The following is a 21,961-nucleotide window of genomic DNA, read 5'->3' as shown; positions in this document are numbered from 1 at the left end:
TCCTCCCCCATGAAGCACAACGTCATCCTTGTGGTGCTCGATGGCCTGAACTACGAGGTCGCGCGGCATGCCATGGGACATCTTCAGGCTTATGTCGGCGCAGGACGCGCAGCCCTCTACAAACTCGAATGCGAACTGCCGTCCCTGTCGCGCCCGCTCTATGAATGCATTCTGACCGGCGTCACACCGATCGACAGCGGTATCGTCCACAACAACGTGTCGCGCCTGTCCAACCAGCGCAGCGTGTTCCACTACGCCACTGACGCCGGGCTCAGCACTGCTGCTGCGGCCTACCATTGGGTCAGCGAGCTGTATAACCGCTCACCGTTCATGGCTGCCCGCGACCGCCACACCGACAACACCGAACTGCCAATCCAGCACGCGCATTTCTACTGGTCCGATCACTACCCCGATTCGCACCTGTTCGCCGACGCCGAGAACCTGCGTCTGCGCCATGCGCCGAACTTTCTGCTGGTTCACCCCATGAACATCGACGACGCCGGGCACAAGCACGGCCTCGACACCGCGCAATACCGCAACAGTGCCCGCTCGGCCGACATCATCCTCGCCGATTACCTGCAAGGCTGGCTAGACGCCGGGTATCAGGTGCTGGTGACCGCCGACCACGGCATGAACAACGACCGCTCCCACAACGGCCTGCTCGCCGAAGAACGCGAAGTGCCGCTGTTCGTCATCGGCGATGCCTTCAGCGTCAATCCCCATGCAGCCCCGAAACAAACCGAACTGTGCGGCACGGTCTGCGAGTTGTTGGGTGTTGCCCACGACAAACCGGTGTGCCGGGAGCTGCTCAAGTGAATTCAATCACCCGTGGCAAATGGCTGGCGGCGTTGTGCCTGGTGCCCTTCGCCATTTTCTTTATCGTGTTCCAGATCGCCCCGCTGTGCTGGGTGCTGATCAACAGTGTGCAATCGGAAGAGTTCGGTTGGGGCCTGGCCAACTTCAACAAGATCTTCAGCTCGAAGTTCTACATGCAGGCGATCCAGTACAGCCTCGAGATCAGCTTCTGGTCCAGCGTGTTCGGCATCGTCATCGCAATCCTCGGCAGTTACTCGCTGCGCCGGGTCGATTCGAAGCTGCGCAACTTCGTCAACGCCTTCGCCAACATGACCAGCAACTTCGCCGGCGTCCCGCTGGCCTTTGCGTTCATCATCCTGCTGGGTTTCAACGGCAGTTTCACCATCATGCTCAAACAGGCCGGGATTATTCAGGACTTCAACCTGTACTCGAAAACCGGGTTGATCATCCTCTACACCTACTTCCAGATTCCCCTCGGCGTACTGCTGCTGTACCCGGCATTCGACGCCCTGCGTGAAGACTGGCGTGAATCGGCGTCCCTGCTCGGCGCCAATGGCTGGCAGTTCTGGCGACACATCGGCTTGCCGGTGCTGACCCCGGCCTTGCTCGGCACCTTCGTAATTCTGCTGGCCAACGCCCTCGGCGCCTATGCCACGGTCTACGCCCTGACCACCGGCAACTTCAACGTGCTGCCGATCCGCATCGCGGCGATGGTTTCGGGCGACATTTCCCTGGACCCGAACATGGCCAGTGCCCTGGCCGTTGTGCTGGTAACGTTGATGACCCTGGTGACCGTGGTCCATCAGTTGCTGTTGAAGAGGAGCTACCATGTCTCGCGCTGAACTGGGCCCCGTCGGTGTCTATCACCGGGTCGTGGTTTACCTGCTGTTCGCCATTCTGTTGCTGCCGCTGGCCGGGACCCTGATCTACTCGATCGCCAGCAGTTGGTCGGCCACCGTTCTGCCCAGCGGCTTTACCTTCAAATGGTATATCCAGCTGTGGAGCGATCCGCGTTTTCTCGGTGCCTTTGGCCAGTCACTGCTGGTCTGCGTGGGTGCGCTGATTCTGTCGGTGGTGTTGATCCTGCCGCTGCTGTTCGTGGTGCATTACCACTTCCCGAAACTCGACGCGCTGATGAACATCCTGATCCTGCTGCCGTTTGCAGTGCCACCTGTGGTGTCTTCAGTGGGGTTGTTGCAGCTCTACGGTTCGGGACCGTTCGCGATGGTCGGTACACCGTGGATTCTGGTCGGATGCTACTTCACCGTGGCGCTGCCGTTCATGTACCGGGCGATCACCAACAACCTGCAAGCGATCAACCTGAGCGACCTGATGGACTCCGCCCAACTGCTCGGTGCCAGCACCTGGCAAGCGGCATTCCTGGTGGTGCTGCCGAACCTGCGCAAAGGCTTGATGGTCGCGTTGCTGCTATCGTTCTCGTTCCTTTTCGGTGAGTTCGTGTTCGCCAACATCCTCGTCGGCACGCGTTACGAAACCCTGCAGGTCTACCTCAATAACATGCGTAACAGCAGCGGTCACTTCACCAGCGCGCTGGTGATTTCCTACTTTTTCTTTGTGCTGGTTCTGACCTGGGCTGCCAATATCTTGAACAAGGACAAAAGCCAATGAGCTATGTCAGCGTCCAACACCTGCAAAAAAGCTACTCGCAAACGGGCTCCGCCGGCACTCCGGTGTTCAGCGACATCAACTGCGAAATCCAGAAAGGCGAGTTCGTCACCCTGCTCGGCCCGTCCGGTTGCGGCAAGTCGACCCTGCTGCGCTGCATCGCCGGGCTGACCGCAGTGGATGGCGGCAAGATCCTGCTCGACGGCCATGACCTGGTGCCGCTGAGCCCGCAGAAACGCGGAATCGGCATGGTGTTCCAGAGTTACGCGCTGTTCCCCAACATGACCGTGGAGCAGAACGTCGCCTTCGGTTTGCGCATGCAAAAGGTCAACGCCGACGACAGCCGCAAGCGGGTGCTCGAAGTGCTGCAATTGGTGGAACTGACCGACTTTGCCAGCCGCTATCCGCATCAACTGTCTGGCGGCCAATGCCAGCGCGTGGCCCTCGCCCGCTCGCTGGTCACCCGACCACGCCTGTTGCTGCTCGATGAGCCGCTGTCGGCACTCGATGCACGAATCCGCAAGCACCTGCGTGAGCAGATCCGGCAGATCCAGCGCGAGCTGGGGCTGACCACGATTTTCGTGACGCACGATCAGGAAGAAGCCCTGACCATGTCCGATCGGATCTTCCTGATGAACCAGGGCAGGATCGTCCAGAGCGGCGATGCTGAAACGCTCTACACCGCGCCGGTCGACGTGTTTGCCGCTGGCTTCATCGGCAACTACAACCTGCTCGATGCCGCCAGCGCCAGCAAGCTGCTGCAACGTCCGATCAATGGCCGCATCGCGATTCGCCCGGAAGCCATCGAACTGAGCCGCAATGGCGAACCGGATGCGCTTATCCGCAGCCACAGCCTGCTGGGCAACGTGATCCGCTATCGGGTCGAGGCTCGCGGCGTTGAACTGGTGGTGGACGTGCTGAACCGTTCGGCGGCTGACCTGCATGCCGATGGTCAACGGCTGGCACTTTCCATCGATCCGACGGCCCTGTGTGAGGTAGCCTGATGTTTTCGCTGTGCACACTGTTAAAGAGAGAGCAGCACTGATGGCTTTGGCAATTTTTGATCTGGACGAAACCCTGATCCACGGCGACTGCGCCTCGCTGTGGAGCGAGCAGATGGTCCGCCTCGGTTGGGTCGACGGCGAATCGTTCCTGCGCCGCGACAAGGAATTGATGGATTCCTACGGCAGGGGTCACCTGGCCATGGAGGACTACATGGCCTTCAGCCTGGAGCCGATGGCCGGACGCACCCCGGAAGAAGTCGAGCACCTTGTGGCGCCGTGGGTCGAGGACGTGATCGAACCGATCATCTTCAGCGACGCCTGCAAAGCCATCGCCGAACACCGCAAGGCCGGCGACCGGATTCTGGTGATCTCCGCTTCGGGCACACACCTGGTCAAACCCATCGCCGAACGCCTGGGTATCGACGAGATCCTCGCTATAGAGCTGGAAGTGACTCACGGGGTCTACAGCGGTAACACGGTTGGCACCCTGACCTATCGCGAAGGCAAGATCACTCGCTTACTGGAATGGCTCGACGCCGAAGAGGAGAACCTTGAAGGCGCGAGTTTCTATTCGGACTCACGCAACGATTTGCCATTGCTGATCAAAGTCGACCATCCGCATGTGGTCAACCCGGATCCGGTACTGCGTGAACATGCCGAAAAGGCCGGTTGGCCGATCCACATCTGGAAGTAACCCATGATCGTTCTCATGGGGATCGTTCCCACGCTCTGCGTGGGAATGCCTCAATGGACGCTCTGCGTCCGCTGTTGATGCTGTGACGCAGAGCGTCACGGGCTGCATTCCCACGCGGAGCGTGGGAACGATCTCTCAGTAGTCAAATCAGGCTTTCGTCGATCACCAGCACCAACTTGCCCGACACCTGATTGGTCGCAAGCTCGGCAAACGCCGCTTCGGCGTCCTTGATCGGGAAGGTCCTGGCCAGCTGCGGGCTCAGGCGCCCTTCGGCGAACAGCGGCCAGACATGCAGGCGTAGATCACTCAACAGATCGGCCTTGAACTGCTCGTCACGGCTACGCAGGGTCGAACCCAGCAGTTGAATCCGTTTGGCCAGCACCTGCGCCAGATCCAGCGGCGCTTCACGGCCGCCCATCAAGCCGATCAACAGCCAACGACCGTCGAGCGCCAGTAACTTCAGGTTCAGCGCGGCATAGTTGGCGCCGACCGGGTCGAGGATCACATCGAACGGCCCCAGGTCACGCAAACCGTCCAGCCCATCAGTGCGCACCACCCCGCCTTGCGCACCCAGCGCCTCGCAGTAGGCCAGCCGGTCCGCCGAACCGACGCTGACCCAGCACGGGTTGCCGAACGCCTTGCATAGCTGAATGGCAGCTGAACCAACCCCACTTGCCCCGGCGTGCAGGAGAACTTTCTCACCCGGTTTGAGCGCAGCCAATTGGAACAAATTCAGCCAGGCGGTGCTGTAGACCTCGGGCAACGCTGCCGCTTCGACCAGCGACAAGCCTTCGGGAGCGGGCAATACGTGACGGCCATCGACCACCACTTCTTCGGCCATCCCACCGCCCGCCAGCAGTGCGCAGACCCGGTCTCCGACCTGCCAGGACGACCCGGCGCCGACCTCGCTGATCACGCCAGAACACTCAAGGCCCAGCACCTGACTGGCGCCCGGTGGTGGCGGATAGAGCCCTGCCTTCTGCAATAAATCGGCTCGATTGAGACCCGCTGCCGCCACTCGAATGCGAACTTGTCCTACGTCACACGTCGGACTGGGCGCTTCAACCCACTCCACTCGACCTTCAACGCCTTGCAATGCTTTCACAGTGCCTCCATAGTGAGTCTGGACTGAGCCCGATGCTGTAGCGCCGGGTTTTTTGCATTATGCGACCGGCCCAGGGTCGTACGAAAATTCGCCGAGTGGCGATCAAGCTGTTTTAACCCAGCCTGATCGATACGCGAGCAGTTTGCGTAGAGCCTTGTGGAACCGGCGACTTTAAAGACGGCCTAATATGCGTTATCAATTGCCCCCGCGTCGAATCAGCATGAAGCATTTGTTCCCCAGCACCGCACTTGCGCTTTTCATTGGCCTGGGCAGCTTGTCGCTGTCGCCCACTACGTTCGCAGCCAATAGCTGGGACAACCTTCAGCCCGATCGTGACGAGGTGATTGCCAGCCTTAACGTCGTCGAGTTGCTCAAGCGCCACCATTACAGCAAGCCGCCGCTCGATAACGCGCGTTCCGCGATCATCTACGACAGCTACCTGAAGCTGCTTGATCCGTCGCGCAGTTATTTCATGGCCAGCGACATCGCCGAATTCGACAAATGGAAAAACCAGTTTGACGAGTTCCTCAAAAGCGGTGACCTGAACGCCGGGTTCACGATTTACAAGCGTTATCTGGACCGCGTCAAAGCGCGTCTGGACTTCGCCTTGGTCGAGCTGAACAAAGGCGTCGACAAGATGGACTTCACCACCAGGGAAACCTTGCTGGTCGATCGCAAGGACGCCCCGTGGCTCAAGACCACTGCCGAGCTCGACGACCTGTGGCGCAAACGCGTCAAGGACGAAGTGCTGCGGATGAAGATCGCCGGCAAAGACCCCAAACAGATTCAGGAAACCCTGACCAAGCGCTACAAAAATCAGTTGTCGCGCCTGGACCAGACCCGTCCGGAAGACATCTTCCAGGCGTACATCAACAACTTCGCCATGTCCTACGACCCGCACACCAACTATCTGTCACCGGATAACGCGGAGAACTTCGACATCAACATGAGCCTGTCGCTGGAAGGCATCGGCGCCGTGTTGCAGAGCGATAACGACCAGGTGAAAGTCGTGCGCCTGGTACCAGCAGGCCCGGCGGACAAGACCAAACAGGTTGCACCGGCCGACAAGATCATCGGCGTTGCCCAAGGCAGTAAAGAAATGGTCGACGTCGTCGGTTGGCGCCTGGACGAAGTGGTAAAGCTGATCCGCGGACCGAAAGGCACTGTGGTGCGCCTGGAAGTGATCCCGGCCAGCAATGCGCCAAACGACCAGACCACCAAGATCGTCTCGATCACCCGCGAAGCGGTAAAGCTTGAAGATCAGGCGGTGAAGAAGTCGGTCCTCAACCTCAAACAGGACGGCAAGGACTACAAGCTCGGCGTCATCGAGATCCCGGCCTTCTACCTGGACTTCAAGGCGTTCCGCGCCGGTGATCCGGATTACAAGAGCACCACCCGCGACGTCAAGAAGCTGCTGACCGAACTGCAAAAAGACAAGGTCGACGGTGTGGTCATCGACTTGCGCAACAACGGCGGCGGTTCCTTGCAGGAAGCCACCGAGCTGACCAGTCTGTTCATCGACAAAGGTCCGACCGTGCTGGTACGTAACGCCGACGGCCGGGTCGATGTGCTGGAAGACGAAAACCCGGGCGCCTTCTACAAAGGCCCGATGGCGTTGCTGGTCAACCGTCTGTCTGCTTCGGCTTCGGAGATTTTTGCCGGCGCCATGCAGGACTACCACCGTGCGCTGATCATCGGCGGCCAGACCTTCGGCAAAGGCACCGTGCAAACTATCCAGCCGCTGAACCATGGCGAGCTGAAACTGACACTGGCCAAGTTCTACCGGGTTTCCGGGCAGAGCACCCAGCATCAGGGCGTGCTGCCGGATGTCGACTTCCCGTCGATCATCGACACCAAGGAAATCGGCGAGAGCGCCCTGCCGGAATCCATGCCGTGGGACACTATTCGCCCGGCCATCAAGCCGGCAGTCGACCCGTTCAAACCGTACCTGGCGCAGCTCAAGTCCGAGCATGACGCTCGTTCGGCCAAGGACGCGGAGTTTGTGTTCATTCGCGACAAGCTGGCGCTGGCCCAGAAGCTGATGGCAGAAAAAACCGTCAGCCTCAATGAAGCCGAACGTCGCGCGCAACACGCCGATATCGAAGCCAAGCAGCTGGTGATGGAAAACATCCGCCGCAAGGCCAAGGGCGAAGATCCGCTCAAAGAACTGAAGAAAGAAGACGAAGACGCCATCGCGGCCGAGCCAGAAAAGAGCAAACCGGAAGACGATGCCTACTTGAGCGAAACCGGGCGGATCCTGCTGGATTACTTGAAGCTGAACACCGCGGTCGCCAGCAACAAAAAGTGATGGCAATTTAATGCTGACGATCCCCGGATCGTCATCAAACAGTCATCATTCTGTCGTGAAATAAAGGACTGGGCCCGCTCTCTAAAAAAGAGCGGGCCCGGTCCTTTTTTTATCGCCAGAGATCGCCATGACCACGACCGAACAGCTGAGTGCCTTGAGTTCAATCCTGGCCCAAAGTGGTTTGCACAGTCTGTTCCAGCCGATCGTTTCACTGTCCGAACGACGCATCCTCGGCTATGAAGCCCTCAGTCGCGGTCCTTCCAACAGCCCTCTGCATTCGCCCATCGCGTTATTCGCCGTGGCCCGCCAGGCTGGCCGTCTCAGCGAACTGGAAATGGCCTGCCGACACAGCGCCTGTCGCCGCTTCAATGAACAACAGTTACCGGGCAAACTTTTTCTCAACGTCTCCCCCGAATCGTTGCTCGAAGCCGACCATCAACCTGGTAGAACTCTGCAAATGCTCCAGGACTTCGGCATTCCGCCAAGTCAGGTGGTGATCGAGCTGACTGAGCAAACCCCGACTGACGACTTTCAGTTGCTGCAAAATGCATTGCATCACTACCGTGCCATGGGTTTTTCGATTGCACTGGATGACCTGGGCGCCGGGTATTCGAGCCTGCGGCTCTGGTCGGAACTGCGTCCGGACTATGTGAAGATTGACCGGCATTTTATCGATGGCATTCATCAGGACGCGCTCAAGCGCGAATTCGTCGGCTCGATCCTGCAGATCGCCAAAGCCTCGCGGGCACAAGTCATTGCCGAAGGTATCGAACTGCCGGAAGAACTCGCGGTGTTGACCGAGATGGGGGTCGATCTGGTGCAGGGCTATCTGTTGTGCCGTCCACAGGAGCACCCGCCACGGGACGCCCGGACGATGATGCCCAAGCACGACAGCAGCGCAGTGGCGCTCAACGATGAAGGCAGTGACCTCGGCGCCCTGCTCAACGAACATCCGGCTGTACACCGCGATACCCCTACCGCCGACGTGCTGGAAGCCTTCCGTCGTCAGGCCAACCTGAACTCGCTGGCAGTGCTCGACGAACTCGGCCACCCCTGTGGCATCGTCCACCGTCATTCGCTGTCCGATGCACTGCTCAAGCCGTTTGCTACCGATCTGTTCGCGCGTAAGCCGATCAGCCGGCTAATGAGCGATGACTTCCTCGCCGTCGAGCTCAGCCAGTCGCTGCAACAGGTCAGCCGGCTGATCACCAGCCGCGCCCGACAGCGCATCGAAGAGGACTTCATCATCACCCTCAACGGCGGCTATCTGGGCCTGGGTCGGGTGATCGACGTGCTCAAACTGATTACCGAACTGAAAATCCAGCAAGCCCGCTACGCCAACCCGCTGACTCTGTTGCCGGGAAACGTGCCGATCCAGCAGTGCCTGACCCGGCTGTTACAGCAGAGCCGCGAGTCGATGATCTGCTACGTCGACATCGACAGTTTCAAGCCTTTCAACGATATCTATGGCTACGGCCGCGGTGACGAAGTCCTGCTGTGCCTGGCGCAATGCCTGAACGACCGCGTCGACCCCAGCCGCGACTTCGTCGGCCATATCGGCGGCGATGATTTCCTGCTGGTCCTCGGCCCGGAAGACTGGCGCAAGCGCCTGAACCAGTTGCTCGAAGACTTCCACAGCCAATGCCGACGCTTCTACCGCAGCGAACACCTGGAAGCCGGCTGCTTCATCGCGCCCAATCGTCAGGGCATCCGCCAGGAATTTGCGCTGCTGTCGCTGTCGATTGGCGTGGTGCATCTACACCCACAGGCCTGTGGACAACTCGACGCCAGCCAACTGGCGGAAATGGCTTCACAGGCCAAGCATCATGCGAAGAATGTGCAGGGGGGGAGTATTTATGTGATTGATAGTTTGGGGTTGACGGAGCAAGCTTAAACTATTTAGCGACGAGAAAAATGAACCGACCGCTTATTCGCTCAACAACACCATCACACATAACGTTCTCGCCGCTCACAAGCCAGCGAATGAAAGCGGTTAGTTCATAAACATAAAGTCATTAAATCAAGCTTATTCATCATCAATGGGCTTCTCTGACTTCACCCAGCGCATATAAAACTCTCTCTGAGCGCTATAATCATTCGTGAGCTCACCTTCAGCATAATCAAATATATATACAACATCATCTAGCGAAGACGCCTTCCCTAAAGTCAGCTCATAGGCTTTCAAACCAAGCGACATCTGAGAAGACATACTCGACGTATGAACATTAACTTTCGCCCCCTTGCAGTAAAAAATCAAATCAGGATGATCTTCTCTAACCCTCGCAAAACACTTGTAAAAATCATGATCAGAGTAAATCTTGCGATAACCGTTGCGCATTAAAAACTCTATCGTTATTTTCTTTTTATCGCAGATAAGCTGAGCACCTTCCTTACCATCATTAGCACCAACAATTATATCCACAATGATTGTAGACTTCATTTTTTTATATTCCTATTTGGATTAGGTATGGAATATCCGAACTCGCGACCATTGTCTATGATCAGCGTTGCACCAAGAACATCCTCACCTTTGATTCTAGAAGGTATTGCTATTTCTTTCTCTTTGCCAAACAGATAATCCGCTCCCAGTTCTTTTTTTAGATCATGGCCTGGAATTTTTCGTAGAGTATACAAGTACCCCATCTGCGTATTGTCATTCGTAGCAAACTTCTTCCCTACATCCCTTGAGGTGGAGGTGCTAATAAAATTGCTAGGCGGGTAATCGCTATCAAGTGAATGAAGGAATAAGTCATTGCTTTTCCCTTTGCTCTTGAATCCATGTTGAAACACATCATCGGGCTCTCGTTGATCTCCACGATATAGATAATCACCCTCGCCTTTCGGTAGTTTCGGCTCGCCTCCGTCTACCCGCGCCTTCCCCGCTGGATCCTCCGCCTCCCCCGGCTTCTTGCACTTACCTGCCCCCGGGCAGTCATTCAACCCCAACGGATCAACCCACCCCGTCGGATTCGGAGTGTACTGATACCCGTTAATCCCACCCGCCAGCTTGCTCGGATCCGGCGTCAGGTAGCGGCCGATGTCCGGATTGTAGTAGCGATGCCGGTTGTAGTGCAGACCTGATTCAGCATCGAAATACTGCCCCTGAAAGCGCAGCGGCTGCTCGAGCTGTTCTTCACCGCAGTGCTTCAGGCTGGCGAGTTTTCCGTATGCCTCGTAGGTCGCCGACCAGACGATTTCGCCGCTGTAGTCGGTAAGCTCTTGAGGGGTGCCGAGGTGATCGAGTTGGTAGTAGAACGGGCAAGTTTTGCGTGGACCGAAGCCGTCGAGCAGAGCTAACGGGCGAAAGCTGCCGGGTTCATAGACGTAGCTGCGGTGATGCTCGCGGCTGTGTTCGGCGATCAGTTGCTCGCCTTGCCAGAAAAACCCGGTGGTGTGGCTGTCGACGGTTTTGGCGATGCGCCGACCGAAAGCGTCATAGCGGTAGCTGGCGGTTCTACCATCCGGCAGCGTGATGCCGATCAACCGGTGTTGGCAGTCGTAGCGGTATTCGGTAACGAGTTTCTGCGCGGTGCCACGGCGTTCGCGGATCAGGTTGCCGAAGGCGTCGTAGTCGTAATGGCGGTCGCCTTGCAGCAGCAGGCGGTTGCCTTTGATCGTCGCCAGGCCCGGACGATCCTGCATCTGCAGGTTGCCGGCAGGATCATGGGCGAAGCTTTCCTGCTGTGGATCGCGAGAGTGGCGGACGCGAACCAGGCGATTCAGCGCGTCGTAGTGATAATTGCGCTGACCATGACGACTGTCGGTAATGAAGTCGAGGTTGCCGTTGGCACTGTAGGCATAATCGCGACGATGGCGTGGCTCCTCAGCATGAGAAACCGCGTGGGCGTGCAATCGACCCTGCTCATCGTAGTGATACCGACTGAGCAATTGGCCCTGCTGGCGTTGCCGCTCGCGTCCCGCGTCAAAGACGTGCGTGGTCAGCCGCGTGCCGTTGAGGTCGATAGCGCTGAGCGCCCCGCCCTTGGCATGGTGGTAGTCGAGGGTGCTGTTGTCCGGCAGGCGCAGGTGATCGAGTTGACCGCAAGCGTTGTAGCGATAACGCAGGGTGCCCCAACCCTGATGCTCAGTGATCAGTCGGTCTTGCTGGTCGTACTCGAACTCCAACGGGTGGTCGCGACCGTCATCGACGCTGACCAGACGACCAAGGCTGTCATAGCGATAGTCGACCTTCTGGCCATCGGGCAGGGTCTTGACCAGCAAGCGCCCCGCCGCATCGCGCTGGTAAGCGGTGATCAGCGTTGAGCCGTCATCGCCAAATTCGGTTTTCTCCAGCAGATGGCCGTTGAGGTCATAGCGGTACGCGGTGCGCCGACCATCAAAACCGGTTTCTTGCTCGATCAGTCCGTTGGCGCCGTACGCCAACTGATACTTCTCGCCCACCTCGTTTTCGATTTCGCTGAGCAATAACCGTGCGTTGTCGTAGCGATAGAACAGCTGGCTGCCGTCGGCGTTGATCCGACGGCTGACCAGGTGCAGGTCATCGGCGTATTCGTAGCGCGTGACCTGGCCCGACTCATCGCGCTCGGCGATGAGTTTTCCGTAGGCGTTGTAGCTGAAGGCGCGGGTGACACCTCCAGGCAACGTGGTCTGGATCAACCGGCCGAGAACGTCCCATTGGTACTGAGTGACCGCACCCTGTGCATCCTGACGACGGCTTTGCCGACCCAACGCGTCGTAAGCGAAACACCGCCGGCCACCGTCCGGCAGTTGCTCTTCGGTCAGTTGCCCGAGGTTGTTCCAGACAAGGAGGTGACAACTGTTATCCGGATAGCGGATCGACAGCAATCGGCCGCGATCATTGTATTGGTAATGGGTGATATGCCCATCAGGGTCGACTTGTTCGGTGATATCGCCCTGGATGTTTCGCTGGTACTTCCAACGCGCCTTGCCCCGACGCATCACCCGAACGAAACCGTTGTGATACTCGTAGTAAGTCGGTTCGTCTTCTGGCGCAATGACCGCCAGCAACCGCCCGGCGTCGTCATAGGTGTATTGGGTGACACCGCCGAGAGGATCTTTCTCGGCCACCAACTGACCGTTATCGTCGTAAGCCTTCAGGTGTTCGGCACCGTCCGGCTCGACCTTGCGCACCAGCCGCGCCTGCTGGTCGTGGACGTAAACCTCTTGGCTGCCATCGGCGTTGTGCAGCGTGACACTGCCGTTATCGTCCCAGGCATAACGGGCGTCCATCTGCGCAAAACTCGCCCAGTGCCGCACGCATCGGGCGGCTTTGCCTTCGCGCTCCCACTCCCAGAAAAAACTCGCGCCGCCGGCCAGTTGCCGCTGGAGTATCACCGCCTGATTGTCGTAGTCGTAGCGCTCGCTTTCGCCTGCGGCGTTGATGGCTTCGATCAGTCGATGGCAGTCGTCATAGCGATAGGCGACCAGCGTTTGCTCGGTTTGCCAGGCTTCATCGACACTCGCCGCCGCACGATAGACTTGATAGTCGACGGCGATCAGATGTCGCCTGTCGTAACACAACAGCAAGGCGCGACCGGCGCCGTTGTCCAGACGTTTGATCCGCGCCTGGCGATCACGGGTGATACGCAGGCGGTTGTTGTAAGGGTCGCTGATAGCCGTGAGGTTACCGTCACGAAAATGGTAGAACCGTGTCGCCTCACCGGCCTGGGCGAGGATCAGTTCATCGACGTCGTCACCCAGATAAATCGCTGCACGGGACAAACTGTTGTGGATCGCCGGACGCTCGGCGTTGGGTCTCGGGAAGCGCGTGCGGCGGTTTTCGTGGTCGATCCAGACGACGTTGTCGCCGTCGATTTCCAGGCGGTGCGCCAACGAATGGCTCCAGCCAAAACCCAATCCGCTGTCGAATTCGACTGCGCTGGTGCGGTACAACCGGGTGAAGGCGAACGGCAGCACACCATCGAGCTCGCCATCGGTGAGGGTCAGCAGTTCTTCGCCAGTGACCATCGACACCGGGCAGCCATTGGTGCAAGTCAGTGCAACGCAGTCGGCACTGTCACCTTTGGGGTTTTTCGCCTGATCCGGGGCGTTGTCGTGATGCTCCTGCTTGCTCAGGCTGGTCTTGGGCCCAGACTTGTCGCGGGCGATGGCCGCAGGGTTTTTCACGTAAAGGATCGGCGCTTCGCCAGGGGTAATCTTCAGCGGCCCCCGGGGTGTGGGCGCCAGCGATGCATTTCGGGCACTTACCATCAGCGGCTTGAGCGCATCGGCATGACTGCTGAAACGCTGATTGCTCGACACTTGCGCCAGCCGGATGCTCAAGGCTGCCAGCCACTGTCGAGCACGCTGCGACTTGATCTTCCCCAGCACTTTGGCGCCCACACCGGCCCCAACGCCCATCGGTCCGGTCACGCAAGCCAGCAGCAATCCGACCAACACGCCGGTACGAATTTCGGCCATTACTTCGGCTTCGTACTGCGGCGGTAGCATCCGCAACCAACTGGTGACGGCCGTCAGATAGATGAACAACAACGGTTCATCGCTGAGCACCAGCAAGCCATTGGCAATCGCTTCTGTGGAAGCGTTGAGCAGGGTTTCGAGCTCGGCCTGGGTCAGGTACTCAAGAAGTTTTTCACTGTTGGCTTGCAGGTCGGCCAGCAAGTGATAGAACTGCTGAACGTCATCCCAGAGGTCTAGCAAGGCGCTTTCAACACCCCGTTGATCAGCCTGCTGCAACGCGTTGTAGCGCTCGATAAAACCGCTTTGCGAAAAGCTCGCCCATAACGGTTGAAACTCGTTCGTCCACTCGCTTTGCAGCCAGTCCTCAAGCTCGGCAATGGTGGTTTGATAAGAGGCGTAGAGCGCCTTGACGTGGTCTTGAGAGACGTTGGGGTAAAAGGTGATTCGGTGCCGCTGGCCACGCCAGCATTCGGGGACTTCGAGGATGCCGCCAGTGCCGATAATTGCCTGGACCGGCTCGCCGACCACCTCATCCCCACCCGGCCCATCGATCAATGCTTCGAGCATCACCGGGGTATTGCCGATCGGCACAAAACGCGCCGCCTCAAACATGTGCACCAGGGTCAACGATCCGCCGGCCGGACAGGACGCAACGGTGGCGCTGATCGGAGTGGTCGAGTTTTTCGGTGCACTGAGGCTGACGTCGTTGCCGACCTTGAATACCTGCTCGACATCCAGCGCTGCACCCGTCCAGAAACTTTCGGCCCAGGAATCGTAGTCACTGAGGCAGTGCCGAAAGTCGTTGAAGACGGCTTGAATGTCCGGGCTTTTCGGGTTCAGCGCAGCAATGACCAGATGGCCAATGGCAGTGTTCAAGGCCTGCAGTTTTTTTGGATCGAGCATTCTCAATCTTCGCGCGGTCACTGTGGGACGCGAGACTGTGCGGGGATTGCGCGGGGAATGAAGTCAGGACAAACGGAGGATGATGTAGGGTATTTCGTTAAAGCGAAGGAAATGGCTCAATCAAGCAGAACGGGCACTGCTTGATCGGCGAATACTTTACAAACGTCTGTAGGAAAGTGGCTTACCCGCGATCGCAGGCAAACCGGATCAGCCGGTGCGAGAGTGGCCGTCAAGCATCACGCGACGCCAGTTCCTTGAGCTTGAGCTCGGCCAGCGGATGTCCGGCTTTGGCCGCCATCTGCCACCAACGCGCCGCCTCGGCAGCGTCAGGGGCCTTGCTCGGTGTTCCGGCAAGGCTGATCACCCCGACCTGATAGGCTGCTTTACCGTCCCCCGCCAATGCGGCAAGGCGCAACAAACGTACGCCTTCTTCACGGGCACCGAGACCTTGGCCACGGAACGTCAGGATGTGGCCATAGAAACTTTGCGCACCGACATCACCAAGGTTCGCCATGCGCGCGAACTGGCCTTCAAGCCAGCTCCAGCCGCGTGGCTGGCGGACAAACCATGACCAATGAAACAGCCTGCGTGCCAGCCAGTAACTGGCACGGGCCTTGAGTCGCCAGAGCATTCAGGCCTCCGCAGATTCGGGGTATTCGTACTCAAACACCCGTACCACTTCCGACGCATGCCAGGACGCGGCAGCCACGCCATCGGAAGGCCCGGAGAAACGCCCCAGGCGCTCGACGCATTCGAAGAACCCGGTGCGCGGCAGACGGCTAGCGCCCTGGCTGATGACCAGCGAACTGCGTAGCGGCTGCTCGGCCCGTGCATCCAGAGCTGCCAGGTGCTCAAGCGCAGCAGTCAGGGTTTGCATGGCCGGGCTTGGCAACTGCAAACGCTCAAGCAAAGCGCGATACGTCAAAAGATGACGCTGACGGCGGGCCTGATCCAGCTCGCCGATTAAACCGTCCCAATGCTGACGACTGATGCGTACGCTCACGATTCATCCCTCCATCCCGGCACCGTCAATTCCCAGGCCAGGCTGCGGCGAATCGCTGCGTCAGGTTGACGCTCGCCACTTTCGATCAAGGCCAGGTAAGACGGGCTGATGCCTACCGTGCGGGCCAGCGCCTCAATGGCGATGCCCTTCCCTTCGCGCAAACTGCGTAGTTGATCCAGACCCGGAAGAACCTGGTCTGCTGTGGCCGCGTGACGGACTGTCGCTTCACGCGGTGGTTGTTCAGTGACGCCTGCTGCTTTCAATAACGCTTGATACTGAGCCCACGGCAGAACCGCATATTCGGGTTCGCCATCACGTGCAATTATCTGAATATCCATGACTACCCCGTAGGACAACAACACTTAGCGAGTCAGCACTTTTCCTTAGAAGTGTAATCCTAACAGCCGATAAGGTCGCGAGGGGCGATCAATCTGTGGATGAACCTGATTCAACTCAGGTTTTTTTCGGGCCTTGCAGTTGTAATTGCTCCGGCGTATCAGGCAAGCGCTCCACGACCGCAAGCTTTTCTGGACTCTGACGGTCGCGCCAGGCACGGAAAGCATTCAGTTCGTCATCAAGGGTTTTCATGACCCAGGCCAGCACGGCGATGTCATCGAGCATGCCAAATACCGGGATGAAATCCGGGATCGCGTCGAGCGGGCTGAGGAAGTACATCAGCCCCGCCACCACTATCAGCATCGATTTGCGACTGATATCCCGATACTCACCGCGCCAGTACGCCAGGCACAATGCCTGCAGCAATCTCAGGTCATCTTTAAGCTTGCCCAAACGGTTACCCTGGCTCGCCCCTTTTCTGGCTACGGCAAACAACAGGGCCGGTAATCGCCCACGACTGAGCAACCTTCCCGCCAAGGGTAGAAATCGAGCGAAGTTCCAAGGTGCTTTCATCATCTCTCCCGCTGAAATGTTATCCACACAAATTGTGGATAACCTTGTGAACAGAGCCGCTTTTCACGCCTGAAGGCCACGTCCTACAAGGGCTAAGCTCAGATCGGGCGTTTTTTACTCACATAAAAAAACCCAATATTTCATTGACTTGGCAACCTACAGCGTTTAGCTGCGGCACCCTCAATGCTGTGACTCCACTCCACCGCGTCCGTTCGCTTGAATTGTCGACCACCGAACGCCAGATGCAACAACGCCCCGCATGAACGGGGCGTTGTTTTTATAGCAGACGCTGATTACTTGGCAGCGTCTTGTTTTGCCGGATCTTTGATCGCCAGCAGTTCCAGGTCGAATACCAGCACCGAGTTGGCCGGGATTGCCGGGCTAGGGCTTTGTGCACCGTAGGCCAGATCGCTAGGGATGTACAGTTTGTACTTCTCGCCGACGTGCATCAGTTGCAGACCTTCAACCCAACCCGGGATCACGCCGCTAACCGGCAGATCAATCGGGCTGCCGCGCTCGACGGAGCTGTCGAATACGGTGCCGTTGGTCAGCTTGCCAGTGTAGTGGACAGTCACCACGTCAGTCGGCTTAGGCTGTGGGCCATCGGCTTTCTTGACCACTTCGTACTGCAGACCCGAAGCCGTGGTAACGACACCCGGCTTCTTCGCGTTGTCTTCGAGGAATTTCTTGCCGGCAGCTGCCGACTCTTCGCTCATCTTGGCCAGACGCTCTTCAGCGCGCTTTTGCAGCGCAGCGAAAGCTTCGACCAGTTCGTCATCCTTCAGTTTCTGTTCTTTCTTGCCAACGGCATCTTCGATGCCTTGGGCTACCGCTTTGGAGTCCAGGTCATCCATGCCTTCCTGAGCCAGGCTCTTGCCCATGTTCAGGCCAATACCGTAGGAAGCTTTTTGCGCCGGGGTTTTCAGCTCGACGCTGGTCTGCGAGTCACAACCCGCAAGTACCAGGCTAACCAGGGCCACCGCCGCCGCCAACCGATGCTGTTTCATGCTATTTCCTTGTTCATGCGCCTAAAGGGCAATCGAATAAAGCCGCGAGCTTATCAGGCCGCCACGACCAATGGCTACCGGCATGAGAGCAGGAAAGCTCCGATAAGTTCAGGTCTTTTAACGCATTTTGCGAGCGCTGGTCATGAAGCTTCTGTCAGCTTCTTCTCAGCGCAATAAACGCCGGTTCCTACAGCGTCTGGCGTAATGGCCACTTGCCTCGCACCTGGAGCTAAGGCATAACAAGGCTATAAATCAACAAGGATGTTTAACTTGCGCCTCTTGATCCGCGTGCTGTTGCTGATAATCACCCTGCTGGCAGTCGCTCTGGCGGTGGTCCTGTATTACGTCGCCAACCCGAAGCTACCGGCCTATACGCCAGTCGAGCAGGTGAACTACCTCGAGCAATGGGACGCCGCCGACCGCCAGACCTACTACTTCACACCACAGGGTACACAGGTCAAAGGCCTGCGCTACAACTGGTTCACAGCACTTGAACTACCGTTCTCGGAGCAACGTTTTGCCGCGCCCGAATACCTGGCACGTTTTGGTTTTTTGGTTGATCCGGCCCAAAAAGCCACACCCAACAACCCAGGCAACCTGCCCGTCGGTTTCGCCCGCCATCAGAATCCAGACAGTAAAGAAGAGTTTCTGGATGTTACCTGCGCTGCCTGCCACACCGGCGAGCTGCGCTTTAAAGGCCAGGCGGTACGCATCGACGGCGGCTCGGCACAGCACGTATTGCCTTCCAGTGTCCCCACTCTGCGCGGCGGCAGTTTCGGTCAGGCATTGGTCGCAAGCCTCGCCTCGACCTACTACACCCCCTGGAAATTCGAACGCTTCGCACGCAACGTGCTGGGTCAGGACTATGACGCCCAACACTCACAACTGCGCCAGGACTTCAAAACTTCGCTGGATACCTTCCTGCGCGCTGCCTGGAATGACACCCACCGCGGCCTTTATCCCACCGAAGAAGGTCCCGGCCGTACCGACGCTTTCGGACGTATTGCCAACGCCAGTTTCGGCGACGCTATTTCGCCGAACAACTACCGAGTGGCCAATGCCCCGGTGGACTATCCGCAGTTGTGGGATATCTGGAGCTTCGACTGGGTGCAATGGAACGGCTCAGCCCAGCAACCCATGGCGCGCAACATCGGCGAAGCCCTGGGCGTCGGCGCGACGCTGAACTTCTTCGATGCCGCCGGCCAGCCGCTCAAGGGCGATGATCGCTACCCTTCCAGCGTGCGAGTACGCGACCTGCAACTGATCGAAGAAACCCTGAAGCGACTCAAACCTCCGGCATGGCCCGAAGCATTGCTCGGCAACATCGACAAACCACTGGCCGCCAAGGGCCGCACGCTGTTCGCCGAAAACTGCGCCGGTTGCCATGTACCGAACGTGACAGTGACCAATGGTCGGCCTGAGCAGAAATTGAAAATGTTGCCGGTCGACGTCATTGGTACCGACCCGGGCGCCGCCAACAACATCGCCGACCACCGTTTCGACCTGAGCGCGCTCAAGTGGGATTTGGCCGAGCTGGCGAAACTTGACGTCAAACTGCACCCGGCGCCTACCGGGCCGCTGGACCTGAGCAAACTCTCGGTGGCCAAAGGTCTGGCCTACGTGACTGCCTTCGTCGAGAACCGCGCTTACCGTGACGCCAACGTCACACCTGCAGAGCGCCCCGACATGGATGGATACGGCCTGCCGATTGGCGTTCGTGAACTACGTGTCTACAAGGCACGACCGCTGGCGGGCGTCTGGGCGACGCCACCGTTTCTGCATAACGGTTCAGTACCGAACATCTACCAACTGCTCTCGCCGCAGGATGAGCGTGCAGCCACCTTCTATAGAGGCACGTTCGAATACGACCCACAGCACCTGGGTTATCGCACTGAAGCCTTCAGCAACGGTTTTGAGTTCGACACGCGAATCACCGGCAACCACAACAGTGGTCACGAATTTCGTCCAGGCGAACGAGGCAACGGGGTCATCGGCCGACTGCTGCAACCCCAAGAGCGCTGGGCGCTGGTGGAATACCTGAAGGTGCTCGGCGGCCCTTTGGAGTCGCAACTACCATGACCATCACCGCAGCAAAAAGGATTCGTGCATGTTGATCACGCTTTGGCTGCGCATCGGCGTATTGCTCGGCAAGACCCTGCTGCTCCTGTTGGGGCTCGGCTTGCTGGGCTGGGCGGTGGCGACAGCCTGGTTCGCCTGGCATCACAGCGGTCCGGTCTCTGCCAAAGAACAGATTCCGGCGGGTGAAGCGGCAATGACGCGGGACATCATCCAGACCGCCGTGCGCATCGTCGACCAGCACCGCGAAAACACTCGTTTCCTGCGCGATGCCCACGCCAAGGCGCATGGCTGCGTAAAGGCCGAGGTTCAAGTGCTGGCCGACCTCACGCCTGAACTGCGTCAAGGTGTCTTTAGCGAGGCCGGCAAGACCTGGCAAGCCATCTTGCGACTGTCCAACGGTAACGCCTATCCGCAATTCGACAGCGTTCGCGATGCCCGAGGCATGGCGATCAAATTGCTTGATGTACCGGGAACACAGCTACTCAAGGATCAGCAGAACCGTAGTGAGCAGGACTTCGTGATGTTCAGCCATCCGAACTTCTTCGTCAGCAATGTCGCCGAGTACCGTCAAAACGTCGCAGCCCAGGCCGACGGTAAGCAAGTCATGGCGTTCTTTCCGAGTTGGGATCCGCGCAGCTGGCAGGTTCGTCACCTGTTCATTGCCTTGGCAACCCTGGCGCCAGCCCCGGCCAGCCCGACCCAGAGCACTTATTTTTCCGTCTCGCCGTATAAATTCGGTACGGCCAATGCCAAGTTCCGCGTTGCACCAGACCCTGGCAGCTGCCCCGACTACACCCTGCCTGCGCAGAATCAAGCGCTGCCAAACTTTTTGCGCAGTGCGCTGAATCAACAGCTGTCGACGGACCGGGTAGCCGCGTGTTTTGTCTTGCAGATCCAGCGCCAGGACCCGACCAGGTACATGCCGATCGAGGACACCAGCATTGAATGGCGTGAAAGCGATGCGCCGTTCGAAACCGTGGCGCGGATCCGGATCCCCGCTCAGGACTTCGACACGCCAGCACTGAACCTGCAATGCGATAACCAGTCCTTCAACCCCTGGTTTGGCCTGGAAGCTCATCGCCCTATCGGCGGTATCAATCGGCTACGCAAAGCGGTGTACGAAGCGGTGAGCGATTATCGGCACACCCGCAACACCGAGTAATCGATACGAGACCGACAAGGGTGAACACTCAAAAGAATACGATTACTACGGTTTTGGCACTGCGAGATGCGTAGCCGACTCGGCATGTCTGGAATGCCAAGGAGAAGATATTTTGAACAGAATACATCAAACCCATAAGCCAATGGCTTCATAGGTTACTGGGAAGTTATTTTGAGAACAGCATGCTGCATATGGGGAGTTGAGGATAGAATCACAACCGGCGGCGCGTCCGACATACTGGACGTAACAACGACTCTGACTGCCCGGTAGAACGTTTGGCTCCCCAATGGATCACAAAATGATGCGCTCAAGACCGCCATACGGACTGGTGAAGCGCTGTCAACTCACGCAACAGTTACCCCCTTGAAAGGGAATTCTAATTAGATGCTCAACGAAATCGACTTCAGAATGGCCACTTTGGATGATGCAAATGCAATCAGTCAGCTAATTTTGAACCTGGCCGATTTTTTTTTGGTGAAGCCAAGGGATGAGCAAACCGAACCTTTTTTAGCGACGATGAACGAGGACTCTATTGCCAAGCTTATAGCTACGCCCTCGTTCAGCTATTGGGTAGCGTTTGATCGGAGCGGGATCAAAGGAGTCATAGCTCTGCGGGATCACAGTCACGTCTATCACTTCTTTGTGTCTGAGGCCTATCAACGCCAAGGAATCGCACGTGAACTGTGGAAGCGAGCAAAAGGACACGCCATGCTACAAGGAGGTTCAAGCCGATTCACTGTTAACTCTTCACTTTTTGCTGTTCCGGTCTATGAGGCTCTTTTGTTCCAAAAAGAAGGAGGAGCCGTCGAAAAAAACGGCATCGCCTTTGTTCCGATGAAACATGAAATCCCCCCCTTGAATCAGCCGCCATCAGAACAGTAGAAAAATGCCTGTAAAGACTTATCCTGAAGCGACTGGGCGAACTCGACTTTGACGATAGCCG

Annotated in this window: 18 protein-coding genes; 10 read left to right on the top strand and 8 right to left on the bottom strand. The window is 58.0% G+C overall.

Going from position 1 to position 21,961, the window contains the following annotated elements:
- The first annotated feature begins 9 nt into the window (after positions 1-9).
- From KRR23_RS11605 to KRR23_RS11585, 5 genes are read left to right on the top strand one after another with little or no spacing between them, the layout of a single operon-like run.
- Entirely contained in the window at positions 10-816 is an 807-nt protein-coding gene (locus KRR23_RS11605; RefSeq protein WP_216742610.1) for an alkaline phosphatase family protein, read from the top strand.
- The gene (locus KRR23_RS11600) at positions 813-1,658 is read left to right on the top strand and encodes an ABC transporter permease subunit (RefSeq protein WP_123580274.1); all 846 of its coding nucleotides are present in this window, start codon (positions 813-815) and stop codon (positions 1,656-1,658) included. Before KRR23_RS11605 ends, KRR23_RS11600 begins: the two co-directional genes overlap by 4 nt.
- A complete protein-coding gene (locus KRR23_RS11595; RefSeq protein ID WP_216742609.1) occupies positions 1,645-2,445 on the top strand; it encodes an ABC transporter permease in 801 nt (266 codons plus the stop codon). The genes KRR23_RS11600 and KRR23_RS11595 overlap by 14 nt, the downstream gene beginning before the upstream one ends.
- Positions 2,442-3,446 (top strand): ABC transporter ATP-binding protein, encoded by a 1,005-nt coding sequence (locus KRR23_RS11590; protein WP_216742608.1) that lies wholly within the window; start codon positions 2,442-2,444, stop codon positions 3,444-3,446. The genes KRR23_RS11595 and KRR23_RS11590 overlap by 4 nt, the downstream gene beginning before the upstream one ends.
- A gap of 40 nt (positions 3,447-3,486) precedes the next feature.
- Positions 3,487-4,140, top strand: a complete 654-nt coding sequence (locus tag KRR23_RS11585) for an HAD family phosphatase (RefSeq protein WP_216742607.1) — start codon at positions 3,487-3,489, stop codon at positions 4,138-4,140.
- A gap of 142 nt (positions 4,141-4,282) precedes the next feature.
- Here the strand turns inward: KRR23_RS11585 and KRR23_RS11580 are convergent, their stop codons facing one another.
- Entirely contained in the window at positions 4,283-5,245 is a 963-nt protein-coding gene (locus KRR23_RS11580) for a zinc-binding dehydrogenase (protein WP_216742606.1), read from the bottom strand.
- A 220-nt stretch (positions 5,246-5,465) separates the two neighbouring features.
- Here KRR23_RS11580 and KRR23_RS11575 point away from each other — a divergent pair, with 220 nt between their 5' ends.
- Together KRR23_RS11575 and KRR23_RS11570 are read left to right on the top strand one after the other, a co-directional pair.
- Entirely contained in the window at positions 5,466-7,553 is a 2,088-nt protein-coding gene (locus tag KRR23_RS11575) for a carboxy terminal-processing peptidase (RefSeq protein ID WP_216742605.1), read from the top strand.
- A gap of 127 nt (positions 7,554-7,680) precedes the next feature.
- A complete protein-coding gene (locus KRR23_RS11570; RefSeq protein ID WP_216742604.1) occupies positions 7,681-9,447 on the top strand; it encodes a bifunctional diguanylate cyclase/phosphodiesterase in 1,767 nt (588 codons plus the stop codon).
- Positions 9,448-9,579: 132 nt separating this feature from the next.
- On the opposite strand, the gene KRR23_RS11565 is transcribed toward KRR23_RS11570, so the two are convergent.
- The 7 genes from KRR23_RS11565 to KRR23_RS11535 all read right to left on the bottom strand — a co-directional run bounded on the left by KRR23_RS11565 (position 9,580) and on the right by KRR23_RS11535 (position 17,777).
- The gene (locus KRR23_RS11565; protein WP_216742603.1) at positions 9,580-9,993 is read right to left on the bottom strand and encodes a hypothetical protein; all 414 of its coding nucleotides are present in this window, start codon (positions 9,991-9,993) and stop codon (positions 9,580-9,582) included.
- Complete coding sequence (locus tag KRR23_RS11560) at positions 9,990-14,858, bottom strand: RHS repeat-associated core domain-containing protein (RefSeq protein ID WP_216742602.1); 4,869 nt, start codon at positions 14,856-14,858, stop codon at positions 9,990-9,992. The genes KRR23_RS11565 and KRR23_RS11560 overlap by 4 nt, the downstream gene beginning before the upstream one ends.
- Before the next feature lie 229 nt (positions 14,859-15,087).
- Positions 15,088-15,489 (bottom strand): sel1 repeat family protein, encoded by a 402-nt coding sequence (locus KRR23_RS11555; protein WP_216742601.1) that lies wholly within the window; start codon positions 15,487-15,489, stop codon positions 15,088-15,090.
- Complete coding sequence (locus tag KRR23_RS11550) at positions 15,490-15,861, bottom strand: hypothetical protein (RefSeq protein ID WP_019693066.1); 372 nt, start codon at positions 15,859-15,861, stop codon at positions 15,490-15,492.
- Positions 15,858-16,199, bottom strand: a complete 342-nt coding sequence (locus KRR23_RS11545) for a helix-turn-helix domain-containing protein (protein WP_071553958.1) — start codon at positions 16,197-16,199, stop codon at positions 15,858-15,860. The genes KRR23_RS11550 and KRR23_RS11545 overlap by 4 nt, the downstream gene beginning before the upstream one ends.
- A 115-nt stretch (positions 16,200-16,314) precedes the next feature.
- Complete coding sequence (locus KRR23_RS11540) at positions 16,315-16,770, bottom strand: YkvA family protein (protein ID WP_216742600.1); 456 nt, start codon at positions 16,768-16,770, stop codon at positions 16,315-16,317.
- A 293-nt stretch (positions 16,771-17,063) separates the two neighbouring features.
- Complete coding sequence (locus KRR23_RS11535) at positions 17,064-17,777, bottom strand: FKBP-type peptidyl-prolyl cis-trans isomerase (protein WP_019693069.1); 714 nt, start codon at positions 17,775-17,777, stop codon at positions 17,064-17,066.
- Between the two features lie 270 nt (positions 17,778-18,047).
- On the opposite strand from KRR23_RS11535, the gene KRR23_RS11530 reads away from it, so the two are divergent.
- The 3 genes from KRR23_RS11530 to KRR23_RS11520 all read left to right on the top strand — a co-directional run bounded on the left by KRR23_RS11530 (position 18,048) and on the right by KRR23_RS11520 (position 21,900).
- The gene (locus tag KRR23_RS11530; protein ID WP_216742599.1) at positions 18,048-19,856 is read left to right on the top strand and encodes a di-heme-cytochrome C peroxidase; all 1,809 of its coding nucleotides are present in this window, start codon (positions 18,048-18,050) and stop codon (positions 19,854-19,856) included.
- 28 nt (positions 19,857-19,884) lie between these two features.
- Positions 19,885-21,018, top strand: coding sequence for a catalase family protein (locus tag KRR23_RS11525; protein ID WP_216742598.1), 1,134 nt, complete (start codon positions 19,885-19,887; stop codon positions 21,016-21,018).
- Between the two features lie 384 nt (positions 21,019-21,402).
- The gene (locus KRR23_RS11520) at positions 21,403-21,900 is read left to right on the top strand and encodes a GNAT family N-acetyltransferase (RefSeq protein WP_216742597.1); all 498 of its coding nucleotides are present in this window, start codon (positions 21,403-21,405) and stop codon (positions 21,898-21,900) included.
- Positions 21,901-21,961: the final 61 nt, after the last annotated feature.

Origin of the sequence: Pseudomonas sp. CVAP#3, from assembly GCF_018986375.1 — a bacterium.
Lineage (GTDB): Bacteria > Pseudomonadota > Gammaproteobacteria > Pseudomonadales > Pseudomonadaceae > Aquipseudomonas > Aquipseudomonas helvetica.
This window is presented reverse-complemented; position numbering and strand designations above follow the sequence as displayed.

Bases quoted from the DNA above. Each gene is read 5' to 3' on its own strand.
- KRR23_RS11585 (WP_216742607.1), top strand. From the start codon at position 3,487: ATGGCTTTGGCAATTTTTGATCTGGACGAAACCCTGATCCACGGCGAC.
- KRR23_RS11590 (WP_216742608.1), top strand. From the start codon at position 2,442: ATGAGCTATGTCAGCGTCCAACACCTGCAAAAAAGCTACTCGCAAACG.
- KRR23_RS11555 (WP_216742601.1), bottom strand. From the start codon at position 15,489: ATGCTCTGGCGACTCAAGGCCCGTGCCAGTTACTGGCTGGCACGCAGG.
- KRR23_RS11560 (WP_216742602.1), bottom strand. From the start codon at position 14,858: ATGCTCGATCCAAAAAAACTGCAGGCCTTGAACACTGCCATTGGCCAT.
- KRR23_RS11575 (WP_216742605.1), top strand. From the start codon at position 5,466: ATGAAGCATTTGTTCCCCAGCACCGCACTTGCGCTTTTCATTGGCCTG.
- KRR23_RS11535 (WP_019693069.1), bottom strand. From the start codon at position 17,777: ATGAAACAGCATCGGTTGGCGGCGGCGGTGGCCCTGGTTAGCCTGGTA.
- KRR23_RS11525 (WP_216742598.1), top strand. From the start codon at position 19,885: ATGTTGATCACGCTTTGGCTGCGCATCGGCGTATTGCTCGGCAAGACC.
- KRR23_RS11605 (WP_216742610.1), top strand. From the start codon at position 10: ATGAAGCACAACGTCATCCTTGTGGTGCTCGATGGCCTGAACTACGAG.
- KRR23_RS11545 (WP_071553958.1), bottom strand. From the start codon at position 16,199: ATGGATATTCAGATAATTGCACGTGATGGCGAACCCGAATATGCGGTT.
- KRR23_RS11540 (WP_216742600.1), bottom strand. From the start codon at position 16,770: ATGAAAGCACCTTGGAACTTCGCTCGATTTCTACCCTTGGCGGGAAGG.
- KRR23_RS11595 (WP_216742609.1), top strand. From the start codon at position 1,645: ATGTCTCGCGCTGAACTGGGCCCCGTCGGTGTCTATCACCGGGTCGTG.
- KRR23_RS11570 (WP_216742604.1), top strand. From the start codon at position 7,681: ATGACCACGACCGAACAGCTGAGTGCCTTGAGTTCAATCCTGGCCCAA.
- KRR23_RS11520 (WP_216742597.1), top strand. From the start codon at position 21,403: ATGCTCAACGAAATCGACTTCAGAATGGCCACTTTGGATGATGCAAAT.
- KRR23_RS11565 (WP_216742603.1), bottom strand. From the start codon at position 9,993: ATGAAGTCTACAATCATTGTGGATATAATTGTTGGTGCTAATGATGGT.